The 17,879-nt window shown below is 46.4% G+C and carries 17 protein-coding genes; 13 read left to right on the top strand and 4 right to left on the bottom strand.

Going from position 1 to position 17,879, the window contains the following annotated elements; translation table 11 throughout:
• The first annotated feature begins 78 nt into the window (after window positions 1–78).
• Both mreC and mreD read left to right on the top strand, forming a co-directional pair.
• Entirely contained in the window at window positions 79–828 is a 750-nt protein-coding gene (gene mreC, locus DSM107010_RS19760) for a rod shape-determining protein MreC (RefSeq protein ID WP_106166999.1), read from the top strand.
• 150 nt (window positions 829–978) lie between these two features.
• Window positions 979–1,572, top strand: a complete 594-nt coding sequence (gene mreD / locus DSM107010_RS19765; RefSeq protein WP_015156009.1) for a rod shape-determining protein MreD — start codon at window positions 979–981, stop codon at window positions 1,570–1,572.
• 53 nt (window positions 1,573–1,625) lie between these two features.
• Here mreD and hisC read toward each other — a convergent pair whose 3' ends face one another.
• On the bottom strand, window positions 1,626–2,672 hold the full coding sequence (hisC, locus tag DSM107010_RS19770) for a histidinol-phosphate transaminase (protein ID WP_106166998.1): 1,047 nt from the start codon (window positions 2,670–2,672) through the stop codon (window positions 1,626–1,628).
• A gap of 221 nt (window positions 2,673–2,893) precedes the next feature.
• Here hisC and ribD point away from each other — a divergent pair, with 221 nt between their 5' ends.
• The 10 genes from ribD to DSM107010_RS19820 all read left to right on the top strand — a co-directional run bounded on the left by ribD (window position 2,894) and on the right by DSM107010_RS19820 (window position 12,391).
• Window positions 2,894–4,063: a bifunctional diaminohydroxyphosphoribosylaminopyrimidine deaminase/5-amino-6-(5-phosphoribosylamino)uracil reductase RibD gene (gene ribD / locus DSM107010_RS19775; RefSeq protein ID WP_015156007.1), complete on the top strand. Its 1,170-nt coding sequence runs from the start codon at window positions 2,894–2,896 to the stop codon at window positions 4,061–4,063.
• A 92-nt stretch (window positions 4,064–4,155) separates the two neighbouring features.
• Window positions 4,156–5,175 (top strand): ABC transporter ATP-binding protein, encoded by a 1,020-nt coding sequence (locus tag DSM107010_RS19780; RefSeq protein ID WP_127023688.1) that lies wholly within the window; start codon window positions 4,156–4,158, stop codon window positions 5,173–5,175.
• A gap of 6 nt (window positions 5,176–5,181) precedes the next feature.
• Complete coding sequence (locus DSM107010_RS19785) at window positions 5,182–6,000, top strand: ABC transporter permease (protein ID WP_127023691.1); 819 nt, start codon at window positions 5,182–5,184, stop codon at window positions 5,998–6,000.
• Window positions 6,001–6,087: 87 nt separating this feature from the next.
• A complete protein-coding gene (locus DSM107010_RS19790) occupies window positions 6,088–6,525 on the top strand; it encodes an ankyrin repeat domain-containing protein (protein ID WP_106170239.1) in 438 nt (145 codons plus the stop codon).
• 30 nt (window positions 6,526–6,555) lie between these two features.
• A complete protein-coding gene (locus DSM107010_RS19795; protein WP_015156003.1) occupies window positions 6,556–6,747 on the top strand; it encodes a type II toxin-antitoxin system HicB family antitoxin in 192 nt (63 codons plus the stop codon).
• A 160-nt stretch (window positions 6,748–6,907) separates the two neighbouring features.
• A complete protein-coding gene (locus DSM107010_RS19800; RefSeq protein WP_015156002.1) occupies window positions 6,908–8,464 on the top strand; it encodes a GldG family protein in 1,557 nt (518 codons plus the stop codon).
• A gap of 46 nt (window positions 8,465–8,510) precedes the next feature.
• Window positions 8,511–9,125, top strand: a complete 615-nt coding sequence (locus DSM107010_RS19805) for a DUF4340 domain-containing protein (RefSeq protein WP_106170241.1) — start codon at window positions 8,511–8,513, stop codon at window positions 9,123–9,125.
• 305 nt (window positions 9,126–9,430) lie between these two features.
• Complete coding sequence (locus DSM107010_RS19810; RefSeq protein ID WP_015156000.1) at window positions 9,431–9,715, top strand: HU family DNA-binding protein; 285 nt, start codon at window positions 9,431–9,433, stop codon at window positions 9,713–9,715.
• A 31-nt stretch (window positions 9,716–9,746) separates the two neighbouring features.
• A complete protein-coding gene (gene cobD / locus DSM107010_RS19815; protein ID WP_127023694.1) occupies window positions 9,747–10,892 on the top strand; it encodes a threonine-phosphate decarboxylase CobD in 1,146 nt (381 codons plus the stop codon).
• Window positions 10,874–12,391, top strand: coding sequence for a dihydrolipoyl dehydrogenase family protein (locus tag DSM107010_RS19820; RefSeq protein ID WP_106170204.1), 1,518 nt, complete (start codon window positions 10,874–10,876; stop codon window positions 12,389–12,391). The genes cobD and DSM107010_RS19820 overlap by 19 nt, the downstream gene beginning before the upstream one ends.
• Before the next feature lie 108 nt (window positions 12,392–12,499).
• Here the strand turns inward: DSM107010_RS19820 and DSM107010_RS19825 are convergent, their stop codons facing one another.
• The 3 genes from DSM107010_RS19825 to DSM107010_RS19835 form a co-directional block, all read right to left on the bottom strand.
• Window positions 12,500–13,120, bottom strand: coding sequence for a cytochrome c oxidase subunit 3 (locus tag DSM107010_RS19825; RefSeq protein ID WP_015155997.1), 621 nt, complete (start codon window positions 13,118–13,120; stop codon window positions 12,500–12,502).
• Between the two features lie 26 nt (window positions 13,121–13,146).
• A complete protein-coding gene (gene ctaD, locus DSM107010_RS19830) occupies window positions 13,147–14,892 on the bottom strand; it encodes a cytochrome c oxidase subunit I (RefSeq protein WP_015155996.1) in 1,746 nt (581 codons plus the stop codon).
• Between the two features lie 150 nt (window positions 14,893–15,042).
• Window positions 15,043–16,128, bottom strand: a complete 1,086-nt coding sequence (locus DSM107010_RS19835; RefSeq protein WP_106168045.1) for a cytochrome c oxidase subunit II — start codon at window positions 16,126–16,128, stop codon at window positions 15,043–15,045.
• A 561-nt stretch (window positions 16,129–16,689) separates the two neighbouring features.
• Here DSM107010_RS19835 and DSM107010_RS19840 point away from each other — a divergent pair.
• A complete protein-coding gene (locus DSM107010_RS19840) occupies window positions 16,690–17,640 on the top strand; it encodes a COX15/CtaA family protein (RefSeq protein WP_015155994.1) in 951 nt (316 codons plus the stop codon).
• Window positions 17,641–17,879: the final 239 nt, after the last annotated feature.

Here is a 17,879-nt window from a genome sequence, read left to right on the forward strand (position 1 = left end):
TTTGCATATCTCTCTGTTATCTAAACCTAAAAGCCTATTAAGTCAACCCATCGAGTTGACTGCTAACTACTAAAACCTATGTATATCGAACGTCGTCAGTGGTGGGAGAAACGCGCCCTACCGATTTTACTATGCATTGTTGCTCTTGGTACTGCTTGGACTATCAGGCAGACCCAAGCAGCACTAATTTTTGAAATTTATCAACTCATCACTCTCCCATTTCATCGCTCGGTTTCCGTGCAAGCAGAGCGCCTGAGTGATGCTCAAAATCAAGAGCTTCAAGCTCAGTTAGCAGAACTCAAAAGCCAAAACCAACAGTTGAAAAAACTACTTAGTTATGAGTCTGCTAATAATTTAGAACGAGCTATTGTCGCTCCAGTCATCGGACGTAGTGCCGATCAATGGTGGCAGCAAATAACTCTGGGACGCGGTACGAGTACGGGAATTAAAGTCGGAGATATCGTCACTGCTCCTGGGGGGTTAGTGGGTAAGATTAGTAGCGTCACTCCCAATACCAGCCGCGTACTGCTAATTAGCGATCGCACCAGTCAGCTAGGGGTTACAGTCAGTCGCAGCCGTCATACAGGATTTTTACGCGGCTTATCAGAAAGTCAAGCCGTGATGCAGTTTTTTGATAAAGTGCCTGACGTGAAACGCGGCGATGCGATCGTCACTTCTACTTACAGCCAAATTTATCCTGCCGGATTACCTGTAGGTAAGATTGAATCCATCGACTTGAATAAAAGCCCTGCTCCCGAAGCTATTGTCTCCTTTTCCGCTCCCATTCCCCATCTAGAGTGGGCAGTTGTCTACGCTAAGAGCAAGTGAGTTAGGAGTCGGTGTAGAGACGTTGCACGCAACGTCTCTACACCGACTCCCCACTTAATTACGATTTACAAAGTCTGAATTACGATTTTCGTTTGCTGCTTTAAGATCGAGGCTCTGAAAATTGAAATTTTAAAAAATCTCCTCTTTTTTATGCAGGGACTTAAATCTTTGCGCCACCTGTGGCAGAAGTCTCCTGGTTGGCGACAGTTTGTTAATGGGGTAGCGATTGTTGGCTCGGCGAGTTTGTGTCTGCTCTTACTACCGATGCGCTTGCCAGGAACAGTTTTACTTGGTATTGCTCCTAACTGGCTGCTGATCTGGGTAGTCACTTGGAGTATTAAACGCTCGGTTTTACAAGGAGCGATCGCAGGTATTACTTTGGGACTCATTCAAGATGGCATGACTGCCCATAATCCCACTCATGTTTTCGGTTTAATGATGGTGGGAATTTTGACGGCACGGTTGCAAAAGCAGCGCTATCTTCAGGAAGATTTTATTTCTGTGGCTCTGATTGTCTTTGCCATGACGATTATGGTAGAAACGATCGCCACTCTACAATTTGGTTTCCTGGGTGAGGCAACAACATATACATTTGGTTTGCCATTAGGCAAATTAGCTGAGGTATGGCAACATCATCAACAAATTGCGCTGATCTCAGCCGTAATTAGTAGCCTTTGGGCTCCAGTGATTTACTATCCCTTAAATCACTGGTGGACGACAACGAGATTTTTAGGCACGCGATGATGATTTGAGAACAGCTTTAACCGAAAATTTTTGGTCAAAACCTGCCCTTACATTCATCCCATAATCTCAGCCAGAGCCTTGACAAGTTGGGCGTTTTGTTCGTCTGTACCAACAGTAATGCGAAGTTTGTCTTCTAGGCGCGGCTGGGGAAAATATCGGACTAATATACCTCTTGTTTTCAAACTGTGGTAAAGATATTCGGCATTACCATGAGGCGATCGCGCTAGAAGAAAGTTGGCTTGTGATGGACAAACATCAAAGTTGAGTTTTTGCAATTCACTAGCTAACGTTGCCCGCGACGTTTTAATTTTCTCGGCATTAGCATTTTTGTGTGCTTGGTCTTGAAGTGCAGCTACTCCTACAATACAGGCGATCGCATCAACGTTGTAGCTATCTTTCACCTTCATTAATCCGGCAATTAAAGCAGGATTAGCTACAGCAAAGCCCAGTCTGATCCCTGCTAAAGAGTAGCCCTTGGAAAGCGTTCTTAAAATGATGACATTATTGTGTTTTTTAGCTAATTCCAAAGCATCTTCTGCGGCAAAGTCAACATAAGCCTCGTCAATGACTAAAATACTCTGTAATTGCGCCGCTAACTTGTCGAGTAAATCTAGTGGCACGACTGTACCAGATGGACTGTGAGGTGAAGCAATAAATGTCACAGCTCCATTTGCCGCGATGATTTCTTCTAACGGCAGATTGTAATTGTCGTCATAGGGAATTTCGACAAATTCAGCATCCTGAATCTGTGCCAAGGTACGGTATAAAACATAGGTTGGCATGGGACAAACAATCTGCCGCTGCGGTGAGGTACAAGCGCGGGTAATAACACCAAGCAGTTCGTCACTACCGTTACCGACAATAATCCAATCTGAAGGGAGATCTAAAGCAGCACTAACAGCAGTGCGAAAACGTCCAGCCATCGGTTCTGGATAGCGCCGTAATAATTCTCCATCTAAGTTACGTAGCGCTGCCAATACCAACGGTGAGGGTGGATAAGGATTCTCATTCGAGTTAATTTTGATAATATTCGTACCAATGAGCTGTTCTCCAGGTACGTAGCCTGACATTTGCTCGATATTGTGGCGAAAATATGTCATAGCAAAGTCAAAAGTCAAAAGTTAAAAGTCAAAATTGGTTGAAGGAGTCCGTAGATTTGGCTTTTTCCTTGTAACTCTAAAGGCACGGGATTTCAGTTTTTGTTTAGTCATTCTGACTCCTGGCTCCTGACTCCTGACTTCTTGCTTGGTCAAAAGTCTCACCGAGCCTATAATATAGCGCAGAATCTCAGCTAATCTTTGGAGTACAAGCGGCATTGGCAATGGATTCCAAAATAGAGCCAAGGGTAGGTACTGCTTTCGACCGAGAAATGATGCAAAGGTGTCTTACCCTTGCCCGTCGTGCTTTGGGACGCACTGCCCCCAATCCTCTAGTTGGGGCTGTTGTGGTGCAAGATGGAAAAATCGTCGGCGAAGGCTTTCATCCTGGGGCGGGGCAGCCTCATGCAGAAGTTTTTGCCCTGAAAGCAGCAGGCGATCGCGCCCAAGGAGCTACCGTTTACGTCAGCCTCGAACCCTGCAACCACTACGGACGTACTCCCCCTTGTACGGAAGCTTTAATCGCGGCTGGGGTAGCAAAAGTCGTGGTAGGAATGGTCGATCCGAACCCCCTAGTTGCAGGTGGGGGAGTTGCGCGGCTACGCAGTGCGGGAATTGAAGTTGTCGTTGGAGTGGAAGAAGCTGACTGTCGGCAACTCAATGAAGGGTTTATTCATCGCATGGTCTATCAGCGACCCTTCGGCATCTTCAAATATGCTATGACCCTCGATGGTAAAATTGCTACGACTAGCGGTCATAGTGCTTGGATCACTAATCCAGCAGCGCGAGAGGAAGTGCAGCAGCTAAGAATTGCGTGCGATGCCATCATTGTTGGCGGAAACACCGTGAGAATTGACAATCCCCGCTTGACAATCCGCCAAATAGATGCGCCTAATCCTTTGCGTGTGGTCATGAGCCGGACGTTAGATTTACCAACTACAGCTCATTTGTGGCAAACCGAAACAGTATCGACATTAGTGATGACGCAAGCAGGAGCAAACCCTGACATGCAGATGTTACTACGCGATCGCGGTGTAGAAATTTTAGAACTCGATTCCCTCACCCCCACCGCAGCAATGGCTCATCTCTACCAGCGCGGCTGTCTTTCCGTCCTGTGGGAATGCGGCGGAACTTTAGCAGCAGAAGCGATCGCCCAAGGTACAGTTCAGAAAATTTTCGCCTTTATTGCCCCCAAAATCATCGGCGGAAGCACAGCTCCCACCCCAGTAGGCGACTTAGGCTTCACCCAAATGACACAAGCCATAACTCTCGAACGAGTCCAGTGGCGTACCGTAGGTTCTGATTGTTTGATGGAAGGGTATTTACCAAGTCGGGAGTCGGGAGTCGGGAGTCGGGAGTCGGGGGATAAGGGGGACAAGGGAGAAGAGAGCTGAGGGAGCTGAGGGAGCTGAGGGAGCTGAGGGAGCTGAGGGGCAGAGGAGCAATTACCAATTACCCATTACCCATTACCAATTACCACCAACTGATGATTGAAGTCGAACATTTGAGTAAAACTTACGGTTCTACGTCTGGGATTCAGGACGTGACTTTCAGCGTGGAAGCGGGAGAAATTTTGGGTTTCCTTGGACCCAATGGCGCTGGAAAGACGACAACTATGCGGATCTTAGCGGGCTATCTACCTGCGAGTAGCGGTACGGCACGCATTGCAGGTTATGATGTCCACGAACAGTCCTTAGCCGTGCGTCAGCGGATTGGTTATTTACCAGAAACACCACCTCTATATCTCGATATGACGGTGGAAGGGTTTCTGTATTTTGTAGCAAGACTGAAGGGAGTAGCCGCAGGCGATCGCCATCGGCGGGTCAAAGCAGCGATAGAACGGTGTAACCTACAAGAAAAACGGCGCGTTTTGATTCGCAAGCTTTCCAAGGGTTTCCGTCAACGGGTGGGGATCGCTCAGGCGATCGTTCACGATCCTCCAGTGATTATTCTCGACGAACCTACGGTAGGACTCGATCCCCGTCAAATTATTGATGTCCGTAATTTAATTAAAAGTCTTGCTGACAGCCATACAATCGTGCTTTCTACCCACATTTTGCCGGAAGTTAGTATGACCTGTAACCGCGTTGCTATTATCAATCGCGGACAAATCATTGCTACCGGAACTCCCGACAGTTTAGAGGCAAACCTGGCTGGTGGTGCAGGCTATGAAATCGAGACTGAAGGTGATAGTGCGGCGGCGCAACAATTAATAAAAATGCTGCCCAGCGTGCGATCGGTAGAATCAATATCTACCACAGAAGCCAATCGCTACGTGCTGCGAGTCGTTTCCCAACCAACTACGGAGCCAGGACCAGATATTGTTGCCGTTTTGGTCGGAATGGGCTTGAAAATTTACGAAATGCGAAGAACGCGAGCATCTTTGGAGGATGTGTTCTTAGAACTGACTATGGAAGAAAAGCCGTTAGAAAGTGAGTCGGGAGTCGGTAGGGGCGGGTTTCTAAACCCGCCCGTACAGGAGTCGGGAGTTGGGAGTGGTGAGTAAATTATTATGCGTTTAATCTTTGGTAACATCATCGCGATTTATAGAAGGGAGTTACAAAGTTATTTTGTCTCGCCTTTGGCTTATGCGATCGCGGGTATATTTTGGTTATTATCTGGGTTTTTCTTTGCCTTGATTCTGTTAGGTCCACAAGGAATTATTCAGCAAGTTGCTCAAAGAGACTTACTGCAAGGGCAGCAACCTGGAGTTCCCGCTTCACCGATTGATGTGGCTTACGAGTTTCAACAGGCTTTCTTGGGAATTATGGGTTCTTTGGCTTTATTTATCTTGCCTATATTGTCAATGGGTTTATATGCAGAAGAACGCAAGCGCGGGACTTTAGAATTACTTGCTACTTCTCCCGTGACAAACTGGGCGGTTGCTGTAGGAAAATTGTTGGGAGTCGTTACATTTTTCATAACATTAATATTACCAATCTTTGCCTACGAAGCATTTGCATTGAGTACTGCCAACCCTGCCGTATTTCCAGTCGTTCCCTTGATGGGACATTTGGGACTCATTTTATTAGCAGCAGGAATCTTATCTCTAGGAATGTTTATTTCTTCTCTCACCGATAGCACGATTCTGGCAGCGATTATTACGTTCGCTTTAATTTTGTTTCTTTGGGTTATCGATGCGATCGCCCAAAATCTCAGCGGTACGCCAATAGGTGCAATCTTGAGTCATTTTTCTTTACTCAAACATTACACTAACTGGATTCAAGGAATTTTTGATTCTAGTAGTTTAGTTGTTTTTCTCAGCTACATTCTGTTAGGAATTTTTCTCACCGCACAGGCGATCGACGCTTTACGATTTCAGCGATCGTAGTTGCGCGATTAACTTCTCATCAATTTGTTAATTTACAGAGTTCAAGATGTAATATTGACAGCTATCCGATCAAACGTATCTAAGTTTATGGAAGATGTAGACTCCTGTACTAATTACTGTCGCCTGCATTTTGCAGCAAAAGATGGAGACGAAAACTTAGTAAAACAGCAAATTGAAGAGGGATGTCCAGTTAACGATTTTGATGAATTGAGGAAGACTCCGTTACACCATGCCTCGCAAAAAGGACATATTGCAGTTATAAAGTTGTTGCTCGAAGCAGGTGCAGATGTAAATGCCCATGATGAGAGCAAAATAGGTGATACTCCTCTTGGCGAAGTTGCAGGAAACTGTGATTTTGAAGTTGCCAAGCTACTGATTGATGCAGGTGCTAATCCAACTATTCCTGGCTGGATGCAACTTACAGCCCTCCATCGAGCAAAGACGAGAAAGAAACCGGAGGGAAAAGCAGTTTATCAGTTATTACTTGATGTAGCCAGGAAAAAGTTTAACTATCGAGAGCGATGAATTTTAGTTCATAGTAGAGGAAAGATTTAAATGCAAAATATCAAGCTTATTGTAGAAAAGCATTCCGATGGTTACGTCGCTTATCCAATCGGAATTGAAGGAGTTGTAATTGGTGAAGGTAACAGTTACGAAGAAGCTATGTCAGATCTAGAATCAGCTATTCGTTTCCATATTGAAACTTTTGGTATAGAGGTCTTGAAATCAGAATTTCCAATTTTATAGCAATCTTAAACTACTTACAAACAACAGATGCTTGCTACTCAGGTGGGCAATGCCCACCCTACAGATGAGTTTTACTACGATCTCACCCGCTCGCCTATAGCCCCCCTTTTTAAGGGGGGTTGGGGGGATCTCTTCTGCCGTAGTCACACAAAAAATTATTATGAAAACTGCCACTAAAACGAAAAAAAACTACTGGCAATATCTATTTTTGCTCGGTCCCTTTCTAATACTCATGGGCTTAACAGCGGGGACTGTTGCAGGTAGCTGGGGAATTGTCCCTTTGGGATTAATTGCTGCTGGCGCTGTTTTAAGCGTGTTGGGTCTAGTTTGGCAAGCTTATAAAACTAAGTGGTGGAAGCGACGTTCAACTCAGGCGGGAACAAATGCGATCGCCGCAACTTTAGCAGTTTTGGTCATTCTCGGACTCATTAATTTCTTAGCCACTCGCTATCAAACGCGGATCGATTTCACCGAAACGGGACTATATACGCTAGCCCCTCAGTCGCGGGAAATTGTCCAAAATTTGTCTCAACCTGTCAAAGTATGGGTGTTCGATCGCAACCAAAACCCTCAAGATCGAGCATTATTAGAAAATTATCGCCGTCAAGGGTCGCAATTTAGTTTTGAGTATGTCGATCCGCAAACACGACCAGGGATAGCTCAAAAGTTTGGCGTGAGATCGTTTGGTGATGTTTATGTAGAAGCAGGCAATCGGCGACAGTTCGTACAATCGGTCGGACAAGGGCGATTGTCAGAAGTGCAACTGACAACTAAAATTCAGCAAGTGACAAGCGATCGCGCTGGAAAAGTCTATTTCCTTCAAGGTCACGGCGAAGTTGGGATCGGGGAACAGAGTAAGCTATCCTCAGCCCTGAATACACTTAAAGATAGAAACTTTGCTGCCGAACCGCTGAATTTAGTCCAGCAAGCGAAGATCCCTCAAGATGCGACTGTAGTGATCGTTGCTAGTCCCAAACGAGGATTATTTCCGCAAGAAGTCAAAGCCTTAAGCGCGTATTTAGAGAGGGGTGGAAGTTTGATGCTACTCCTCGACCCAAATACAAACCCCAATTTAGATAGTCTGCTGCAAAATTGGGGGCTTACCCTAGATAACCGAGTGATTATCGATCCCGCAGGACAAGCAATCGGTTTTGGACCTGCTTTTGCTGTGGTTGATAACTACGGACAACATCCAATTACACAAGATTTTGGGAACAATCTATCGATTTTCGGTGGCGCGAGAGCAATTGACAGCAAACCAGTCACAGGGGTGGAAGCAACGCCAATTCTACAAACGAGTGCTGAAAGTTGGGCGGAAAGCAACATACAAAGCCAACCATTGCAATTTAATCCTCAAAGCGATCGCAAAGGTCCTTTAACTATAGGTTACGCCCTCAATCGCATCGTCTCAGCCGAGCCAGTAGCTAATTCTGCTCCCAAGACAACTCAAGCCAGGATGGTAGTCATTGGTAACGCTCAATTTGCGATCGATGGATTATTTGAGCAGCAATTGAATGGAGACGTATTCTTAAATTCCATTAGCTGGTTGAGCAGTCAAGATAACAAACAAACCCTATCCGTGCGTCCTAAAGAACAAAAACAGCGTCGTCTGAATCTTACGCCCCTACAAATTAACCTTCTAGGTTGGATCTCTCTAGTCATTTTGCCAGTCATTGGTTTTGCCTGCGCTGTCTTATTGTGGTGGCTGCGGAGATAAATCAGTTGTCAGTTACCAACTACCCATTACCCATTACCCACTTCTGATGAAACTCCAACGCACGACCTTAATTTTGCTCCTCCTTGCACTGGGAATGGGGGGATTTGTGTACTTTTATGAAATTCAAGGCACGCCTCAACGCCAGGAAGCACGAGAAAAGCAGCAACAAATATTTACGTTTAAAGAAAACCAAATTCAGTCTCTAAATGTTAAGACTCGCAACCAAACTTTACAGTTCGAGCGCGCTAAGGATAGTAAGACAGGGTGGCAAATGCAGGTTCCCGATCGAGCTCCTGCCAGCGAAGGGGCGATCGCCTATTTGTTAGATTTGTTGGTCAGTAGTAAGAGCGATCGCGTTTTGACCGTACCCGCCGCACAGCTCTCTGACTATGGCTTGCAGCAACCTCAAGCGACGGTAGAAGTTAAGTTACAGGATGGGAAAACTCATCGATTGGTCTTGGGTCAGCCAGATTTTAACCGTAGTTTTTTGTACGCTCAAGCCGATCCACCGACTCCACAACCCGCTCAAATTAGCGTACTATTGGTCTCTACTAATTTTGAAAATGCTGTCAACCGACCCCTTGCAGAGTGGAAACAGGCTTCAGCACCGCCAAAAAAATCACCAGAGCCGCAAACTAATTCTCAAAACAATCAAAAATAGCCTGGATATTATATCGGATAAAATTTTTTTGTCTGCGTTAAAAAATCAATTGGCGGAATTTCGTCAAAAATTGTGCAGAAAAAATCGAGCAATTGTCTAAAAAATCCTGAAATCCATATAACTTAAAGGTTTTAACGATCTATATTTGGCAAGCAGACCTTAGAATAGGTCAATGAAATATCCAACCAATGAGAGTTTCAGCGATTTTAGTGGGCAAACTAGCCACAGCCGAAAGTTGAAGCTCAGGTTGCGAGAGTTCAGAATCACTTGTTTTGAGGTAGTTTGTTAACTCACAGGAGAATGAAATGAACAAGGGTGAATTAGTCGATTCAATTGCTGAAAAGGCAAGCGTGACGAAAAAGCAAGCAGATGCCGTGCTGACTGCTGCTTTGGAAACCATTATCGATGCAGTCTCCACAGGAGATAAAGTGACACTAGTAGGCTTTGGCTCTTTTGAGTCGCGGGAGCGCAAAGCTCGCGAAGGTCGCAACCCGAAAACTGGCGATAAAATGGAAATTCCGGCAACTAAGGTTCCGGCTTTCTCAGCAGGGAAGCTATTTAAAGAAAAAGTCGCTCCTCCCGAAGACTGAGAATAAAGTTCTTGCAGGAAACCCGAACTGGATGCAACCTGTACATGGAGGAAATTTAGCTTGGGCAGCAGCGATCGCGGGTTGTGACTCCGAAGCGATTCTCGATTTTTCGGCTAGTATCAACCCTTTGGGACCACCCCAAAGCGCGATCGCGGCGATTCAATCTGCCATAAGCCAACTCAGTTCCTATCCCGATCCCAACTACAGCGAACTGAGAACAGCTCTAGCGCAGGTGCATCAGTTATCACCAGAATGGATTCTGCCGGGGAATGGCTCGGCAGATTTACTTACGTGGGCGGGTTGGGATTTATCTGAATTAGCTGCAACTTACCTCGTGACTCCAGCTTTTGGCGACTACTGGCGGGCACTGAAAGCTTTTGGTGCAAAGGTGGTTGAGTGTCCGTTAAGAGCGGGAGTCGGGAGTCGGGAGTTGGGAGCAGGGGACAAGGGGGACAAGGGGGACAAGGGGGACAAGGGGGACATGGAAGCAGGGGAACAATTCACAATTCCCCTCACTCCTCACTCCTCGCTCCTCGCCCCTCCAAATTCTGGTTTGCTGCTCAACAATCCGCACAATCCTACGGGGTGGTTGTGGCGTAGAGAAGAAATTCTGCCCTATTTAGAACAATTTGCTTTGGTAGTGGTGGATGAAGCTTTTATGGATTTTCTACCACCAGCAGCGGAACAAAGTCTGATCCCATTGGTGCAGAAATATCCTAATTTAGTCATTTTGCGATCGCTGACTAAATTTTACAGCTTGCCAGGGCTGCGATTGGGATACGCGATCGCCCATCCCGAACGTCTTAATTGTTGGCTGGCTCGACGCGATCCTTGGGCAGTCAATACTCTTGCCGTTGCTGCGGTGATCGCGGTACTTCAAGATAGCCAGTTTCAGCAGCAAACTTGGGCATGGCTACCACCTACGCGATCGCGATTAGAGCAGGAGTTATCTCAGATTCCAGGATTGCAACCTCTGCCTGGTGCTGCTAACTTTTTATTGGTAGAGTCTGAGCGACCGAGTTCAAAACTCCAACAGCAGCTATTAAAACACGAGCGAATTTTAATCCGAGATTGTCTTAGTTTTCCCGAACTGGGCGATCGCTATTTTCGGGTTGCCGTGCGCTCTACAACTGAAAACGAGCGCCTCATCAAAGCACTATGGCAGATTACGACATAGTTATTATTGGCGGTAGCCCAGCCGGACGCTACGCCGCCGCGATCGCCGCAAAACAGAATGCTACTGTAGCTTTAGTAGAAAGAGAGCAGGGAGCAATTCAAAATTCAAAATTCAAAATTCAAAATTCAAAATTTTCTGACTCCCGTACGGGCGGGTTTCTAAACCCGCCCCTACCGACTCCCGACTCCCTTTCATACATAGGGCAATTAGCTCGACAATGGGAAAAGATGGGAAATTTTGGCTTGCGTTCGACTCATGAAAAGGCGATCGATGACTGTCAAGTTTCCATTCAGTGGGAACGGGTAATGCAGTGGGCGCAAAACGTCCAGTCAAATTTAGCAGAGGAGAATTCACCTACTGTTTTAGCTGCTTTAGGAGTTGATTTTATTCTAGGGCAGGGTAAGTTTGTCGCTCAGCCAAATCTGAGCTTTGTAGTGAATAATCGTGGCTTGGCAGCGCGGAAATATCTGATTGCCACTAACCCACGTCCGATAGTTCCCGATATTGAAGGGCTAGCGGTTACAGGATACTTAACCGCTACCGAAGTTTTATCCTCATTGACTTCTCCGAACCCACCCAAACGTTGGGCAATCCTCGGTGGCGATCCAAATGGGTGTCAGTTGGCACAAGCATTAGCACGATTGGGTTTAGATGTCACTTTAATTGTCCAGCGTCCTCACATCTTACCCAGAGAAGATCTAGAAATTGCTCAGCTATTGCAAGCTATTCTCGAAGCTGAGGGGGTGCGCGTTCTCACCAATACTACCGTGACTCAAGTTAAGGGAATTGAGGGCAAAAAATGGGTTCAAGCCGATCGCGAAGCTATGGAATTTGATGAAATTGTACTTTGTGCCGGACAACAGCCAGAACTCGAACAGCTCAATCTAGCAGCAGTGGGAGTGAAAACGCAACGCGATCGCCTGCGTTTGAATCAAAAATTGCAAACGACAAATTCACGCATTTATGCTTGTGGGGATGCGATCGGCGGTTATCAATTCGCTCATATTGCCAATTATGAAGCTAAAATTGCCCTGCAAAATGCTTTACAAAATACTTTATTTTCTGCGCAGTTTCAAGTTGATTATCGCAATATTCCTTGGTTAGTCTGTACCGATCCACCCTTAGCACGAGTGGGTTTTACAGTAGCTCAAGCCAGACGGAAATATGACAATGATGTCTTGGTATTACAGCATTATTTTAAGACTTTAGCAATAGCCCAAATTCAGGATGAAATGACGGGGATTTGTCAATTAGTCGTGCGGCGTAATGGCACAATTTTAGGTGGGGCAATTATTGGCTCTCAAGCAGGGGAGTTAATTAATGTTATTGCTTTAGCGATCGCCCAAAAACTAAAAATTGACTCAATTGCCGATCTCGTTTCCGTCTATCCCAGTTGGGGAGAAATTTTAGCCCAAACTGCCAGCGAGTATCTTTCTACTCCACTAGGTCAAAAAAATTGGTTGCAAAATCTGCTTGCCAAGATAGGGTGCAGGGTGTAGCAATAAGAAAAAACCCCTATGTAGGGGCTAATTTCAACCAAGTGCAAAATGTAAGATATCTTCAGTTTAGATCGGTTAACAGCAGACGACACTAATAACTGTTAACTATTAAAGCAAATACAACAAACCAAACAGAACAATCCAAACAACATCGACAAAGTGCCAATAAAGTTCGGCGGCTTCTACACCAAAGTGATGCTCTTGACTGTAGTGGTTGGCGCGACGCGATCGCCACAAAACCGCTAAGATTGCCAATACGCCAACAGTCACGTGAAGTCCGTGGAAACCAGTCAGAACATAAAATGCACTGGCAAATAAGTTCGTTTTCAAACCAAACTCTAGATGGCTGTATTCGTAGATCTGTCCTGATAGGAAAATAATCCCCATCGCTGCTGTAATTGCCATCCAGGTACGCATACCCGTGACATCATTCTTCTTAATTGCGGTATCGGCATTATGCATCACGAAACTACTAGAAATCAGGATAATCGTGTTGACTCCTGGTAGTAGAAGTTCTAATTCTGGCGTTCCTTCGGGAGGCCAACTGGGTAAAGTGGAGCGATAAGCCAAATACGCGCCAAACATGCCAAGAAAAATCATGCCCTCTGCGATTAAGAACATGACTAAGCCAAACATCCGAAAATCAGGATGTTCTTCATGATGAGCGGCTTCTGCTTTGTGGTGGTAATTAAGTTCCGTTTTTGCTGGGTCTATGGTTGGACTTTGCATAATTTAGGGAGTAGGGAGTGGGAGTTCTACTTACGATCTTCAGGATTGGCAGCTACATTTGGGTCGGGATCGGCACGTAAAGCCGATTTGGGTCCAGCAGCTAAAGCCGGTTCTCTTTCATCAGCCAAGGGAACATCGACCTCAGATTTAGGTCTGTCCATACCGTAATCGTAAGGACCAGTTGCTAGTACGGGAAATCCATGAAAATTTTCGATCGCCGGTGGCGAGCTTGTCATCCATTCTAAGGTTAGTGCTTCCCAAGGATTGTTACCAGCTTTGGGACCGTACATCCAACTCCAAATCGCATTAATGATGAACGGTACGGTGGAGATAGCTAGTAAGTAAGCCCCCATCGTACAGACAAAGTTCAGCGTAGCGAACTTGGCATCATACTCGGCAATCCGGCGGTTCATACCCATCAGTCCGAGTTTGTGCATCGGTAAGAAACACAAGTTCATCCCAACATACATCAAAGCGAAATGAACCTTACCCCAGAATTCATTCATCATCCGTCCCGTCATTTTGGGATACCAGTGATAAATTCCAGCATAGATCCCGAAGACCGAGCCACCAAATAGAACGTAGTGCAGGTGAGCGACGACAAAATAGGTATCGTGAACGTGGATGTCAAACGGTACGGCAGCCAGCATGACACCACTGATCCCGCCGATGACGAACAGGCTGACAAAGCCGATCGCAAACAGCATCGCACTGTTGAGGCGAATTTTACCACCCCACATCGTCCCCAACCAACTAAAAACTTTGATCCCCGTAGGTACAGCAATGATCATCGTCGTGATCATGAAGAACATCCGCAACCAACCAGGAATACCGCTGGTAAACATGTGGTGTGCCCAGACGATCAATCCCAAAAAGCTAATTGCCAAACTCGAATAGGCGATCGCTTTATAACCGAAAATTGGCTTGCGGGAGTGAACGGGGATCACCTCGGAAATGATCCCGAAAAAGGGCAGAATCATGATGTACACCGCAGGGTGCGAGTAGAACCAAAACATATGTTGGTAAACTACCGGATCGCCACCACCTGTGGGATTAAAAAATGCCGTGCCAGCAAATAAGTCGAAAGATAGCAGAATCAAAGCACCTGCTAACACTGGTGTAGAAACGAGCGTCAAGGCAGAAGTCGCCAGCATTGCCCAACAGAATAGGGGCATTTGCGTCGTACTCATACCTGGTGTCCGCATCTTCAACAAGGTGACGAGGAAATTAATTGCCCCCAAAATTGAAGAAGTTCCCAACAGCAAAACGCTGATAATCCAAATTCCCTCGCCTAATTGTCCCGTGACTAAACTAAGGGGAGGATAAGAAGTCCAGCCAGCGTCAGCGGCGTCGCCCAGGATCAAACTGCTGATGAGTAAGATCCCTCCAGGCGGGATCATCCAAAATGCGACAGCGTTCAAGCGCGGAAATGCCATATCCTTTGCCCCAATCATCAAGGGAATCAGGAAGTTAGCAAAACCCGCCCCTGCTGGCACGATCCACAGAAAAATCATGATCGTGGCATGGAGTGTAAACAAGCTGTTATACACTTCGCGGCTGACAAAATCGACTTCGGGCGTTTTCAGTTCCGTCCGCACCATGTCAGCCATTACGCCGCCGATACAGTAGAAAACAAACGTTGTCACCAGGTATTGAATGGCGATTACCTTATGGTCGGTATTAAAAGTAAAGTAATCGCGCCACTTTCTTTCTCCTGGTTCTGCTTCCAAGATAGATAAGTTAGCCGATCGTTGGATTTGTGCTTGAGTCATAGCAAAAAAAGGGAGTAGGGAGTAGGGAGTAGGGAGTAGGGGAATACAACAGAGAGAAGGAAAAGGAGATGATTTGGCTGTTGCTTCATCGTCCTTGTCTCCGTTGTCCTCCTTGTCCCCCTTGTCCCCCTTGTCCTTAAAATCTCAACACTAGTGATGGTGAAGTTGATGAAGGGTTTCGGGCTGAATTCCCATTTGCGCGGTGTAGGGGGAGAGAAATTCAGCGGGGGAACGATCTGCGGCATTTAGGGCGATCGCCTGTTCTAGATTGCCCTTAGTTGCGACTTGTTGTTCCTGCATCCACTTGTCAAAGTTTTCTGGTGTTTCCACAATAAACTTGGTATTCATCGCCCCGTGATAAGGACCGCAAAGTTCAGCACAGATCACTTTATATTCCCCTACAATTTTTGGGGTGAAGCGAATTTCACTTTGTCTACCAGGAATCACATCTTGTTTTAAACGCAACTCTGGAACCCAAAAAGCGTGAATGACATCGTTTGCTGTCATGTCTAGTTTCACTTCTTTACCCGCAGGAACGTGCAATTCACTAGCCACCACGCCCGTATCTGGATAGGTGAAAATCCAAGCATATTGCAAGCCAGTGACGTTGACTGCTAGCCCTGGGACTTTTCCTTCGTTATCTGGGCTGGCACCGATGCCAGGAGAGACTATACCCATACCAGGAGCATCGCGCTTTTGAGGAATTTGGTCGGAGTTGCGGACGGAGGCTGTGGCTGGATTTGACATTGCCTCATCCGACTTGATTTGATTCGCGTTGGGTTCGGTGCTAGGCGGCGTATCGTTCAATGTTGCCGCAATCGCTGCCCCTGGCATTTTCATTGCTTGCCCAGCAATAGGGGCTTCGTGAGCGCTGTGGGGATCGAAACCACCAATTTCGTTGTAGACATCAAAGCTGTAGATCGATAAGCCGATGACAATAATTGCCGGGATCGCCGTCCACAGAATTTCTAGAGGAATATTACCGAACACGGGAGGCGCGTCAGTGTTATCGCCCTGGCGACGGCGAAACTTAAAGGCAGCATAGATCAATATGCCTTGTACCAGCACAAACAGACCCGTGCCAATCGTCATCATTGTGTCGAACAGCCCATCAACCAAGGTGGCTTCATCTGAGGCTGCCGTGGGTAGTAACCCGTGATTCTGACCGTACCACAGACTTGTCAGAGTCAAGACGATGCCAATTAATAGCGTCCAAATAGAACTAGGAATGTTCACGGTTAAGGATTTGATAATTTTTAGCTTCTTAACAATTAGCCACACTCACTTACCAAGGTAGTGCAGCCAGCCCAAAACCTGCCGATCCTCAAGTTAATTTTTTCTGATTTTTTTGGAACTTTTCTGTGGGTAGAGCAGGGAGATGAGGGGCTAGGGGAGGGGACAAGTCATAAGTCACAAGTCACAAGTCACAAGTCAAAATTAATTGGTCTCTGATAACTTAACTTCGTAGAGACGTTACATGTAGCGTCTCTACTGGTCACTGATAACTGATAACTGACAACTGATTCCCGTCTCAATCGAATCGACTACCTAAGCGAATCTAGCTCAAGTTTGAGTTGGTTATCTATCAACCATGAACAAATGTAACGGAGTAGAACAATTTAAAAATCTCTAAAGCTTAGGGGCTAAGCTACGGCAATCCGGCACATTAGGTATATGGCTAACCAAATCACCTCGCGACGATGCGCTAGGGTGGAAGGTGAGCTAGCACTTACATATTTGTAAATACTTGGTTAGATACTGGCAACTCTTTGAAGACAGGCAATTAAGGTACAGTCCATGACTGAGTTCGTCCTGCAAAGACAAAACACAGACACAATCGAGCAGTCCCAGCCACGGGAAAGAATTCGGCGATTGGTGTGGAAATTATGCGTAGCAACTTTGATTTTGATGGCGATTGGTAGTGCTACGCGGGTAATGAATGCTGGGTTAGCTTGCCCAGACTGGCCCCTGTGTTACGGTACGCTCGTACCGACTCAACAGATGAATTTTCAAGTATTTTTAGAGTGGTTTCATCGCCTAGATGCAGCTTTAATCGGGCTAGGGGCGATCGCGCTAACAGTCGTGAGTTGGTGGAACCGTAACTTTCTCCCCCGCTGGCTACCTTGGGCGGCGATCTTTGCCCTTAGCCTGATTGTCTTTCAAGGGGTCTTGGGCGGACTGACAGTTACGGAATTACTGCGATTCGATATTGTCACCGCGCACTTGGGAACGGCGCTCTTATTCTTTAGTGCATTACTGGTTATTGGCACGGCACTCACGCCTTATCAAGGAACTGGTAACGCAGGTAAATTGGCTTGGTTGGGATTGGCTGCTGCTGTGTTAGTCTACGTGCAAAGTTTGCTTGGCGCATTAGTAGGTTCGCGCTGGGCGCTACACCAATGCTTAACCGGACAGCAATTGTGTAGCGTCATGTACAGTCACATCGGGGGTGTGGTTCCCCCAACGCTAGCCACCTTGGTTTTAGTGTTACTATCTTGGCGAACTCCGGCTTTGCATCCCGCGTTGCGCCGACTGGCAAACATGGCTGGCGGACTGATCCTACTGCAAATTCTTTTAGGACTTGCCACCTTCCGCTTGCATCTACAAGTAGAACCACTGACCGTATCGCACCAGTTTGTTGGCGCAGCCTTACTAGGTGTTTTGGTTGGCTACACCGTACTGGCAATTCGCGATGTTTACGGCGGTTCGCGCAGCGATCGTGCTGGGCTAAATCGCCCCGCTGCGTAAACGCAAAGGTGCAGCGACCATCACGGTCACAACGACCAGTTATCAGGGACCAGTAGAGACGTTACATGTAACGTCTGTACATAGTTATCAGTGCCTAGTGAATTTTGACTCGTGACTGGTGAGTGGTGATTAGCAATCGGTAAAAAGTGGTGCGTGGTGGGCGAAAGCACTTATAGCTTTTGCTTCTACCCTCCTGCCTTCTGATAATGTGTTGGTTTCAAAATAAACGGAATTTGGTG

The sequence above is a fragment of the Chroococcidiopsis cubana SAG 39.79 genome (assembly GCF_003991895.1).
Lineage (GTDB): Bacteria > Cyanobacteriota > Cyanobacteriia > Cyanobacteriales > Chroococcidiopsidaceae > Chroococcidiopsis > Chroococcidiopsis thermalis.

Excerpts from the sequence above, each read along its gene's own strand:
- ribD (WP_015156007.1), top strand. The coding sequence starts at position 2,894 with ATGGATTCCAAAATAGAGCCAAGGGTAGGTACTGCTTTCGACCGAGAA.
- DSM107010_RS19790 (WP_106170239.1), top strand. The coding sequence starts at position 6,088 with ATGGAAGATGTAGACTCCTGTACTAATTACTGTCGCCTGCATTTTGCA.
- DSM107010_RS19820 (WP_106170204.1), top strand. The coding sequence starts at position 10,874 with ATGGCAGATTACGACATAGTTATTATTGGCGGTAGCCCAGCCGGACGC.
- cobD (WP_127023694.1), top strand. The coding sequence starts at position 9,747 with ATGCAACCTGTACATGGAGGAAATTTAGCTTGGGCAGCAGCGATCGCG.
- DSM107010_RS19785 (WP_127023691.1), top strand. The coding sequence starts at position 5,182 with ATGCGTTTAATCTTTGGTAACATCATCGCGATTTATAGAAGGGAGTTA.
- ctaD (WP_015155996.1), bottom strand. The coding sequence starts at position 14,892 with ATGACTCAAGCACAAATCCAACGATCGGCTAACTTATCTATCTTGGAA.
- DSM107010_RS19805 (WP_106170241.1), top strand. The coding sequence starts at position 8,511 with ATGAAACTCCAACGCACGACCTTAATTTTGCTCCTCCTTGCACTGGGA.
- mreC (WP_106166999.1), top strand. The coding sequence starts at position 79 with ATGTATATCGAACGTCGTCAGTGGTGGGAGAAACGCGCCCTACCGATT.
- hisC (WP_106166998.1), bottom strand. The coding sequence starts at position 2,672 with ATGACATATTTTCGCCACAATATCGAGCAAATGTCAGGCTACGTACCT.
- DSM107010_RS19810 (WP_015156000.1), top strand. The coding sequence starts at position 9,431 with ATGAACAAGGGTGAATTAGTCGATTCAATTGCTGAAAAGGCAAGCGTG.
- DSM107010_RS19795 (WP_015156003.1), top strand. The coding sequence starts at position 6,556 with ATGCAAAATATCAAGCTTATTGTAGAAAAGCATTCCGATGGTTACGTC.
- DSM107010_RS19825 (WP_015155997.1), bottom strand. The coding sequence starts at position 13,120 with ATGCAAAGTCCAACCATAGACCCAGCAAAAACGGAACTTAATTACCAC.
- DSM107010_RS19800 (WP_015156002.1), top strand. The coding sequence starts at position 6,908 with ATGAAAACTGCCACTAAAACGAAAAAAAACTACTGGCAATATCTATTT.
- mreD (WP_015156009.1), top strand. The coding sequence starts at position 979 with ATGCAGGGACTTAAATCTTTGCGCCACCTGTGGCAGAAGTCTCCTGGT.
- DSM107010_RS19840 (WP_015155994.1), top strand. The coding sequence starts at position 16,690 with ATGACTGAGTTCGTCCTGCAAAGACAAAACACAGACACAATCGAGCAG.
- DSM107010_RS19780 (WP_127023688.1), top strand. The coding sequence starts at position 4,156 with ATGATTGAAGTCGAACATTTGAGTAAAACTTACGGTTCTACGTCTGGG.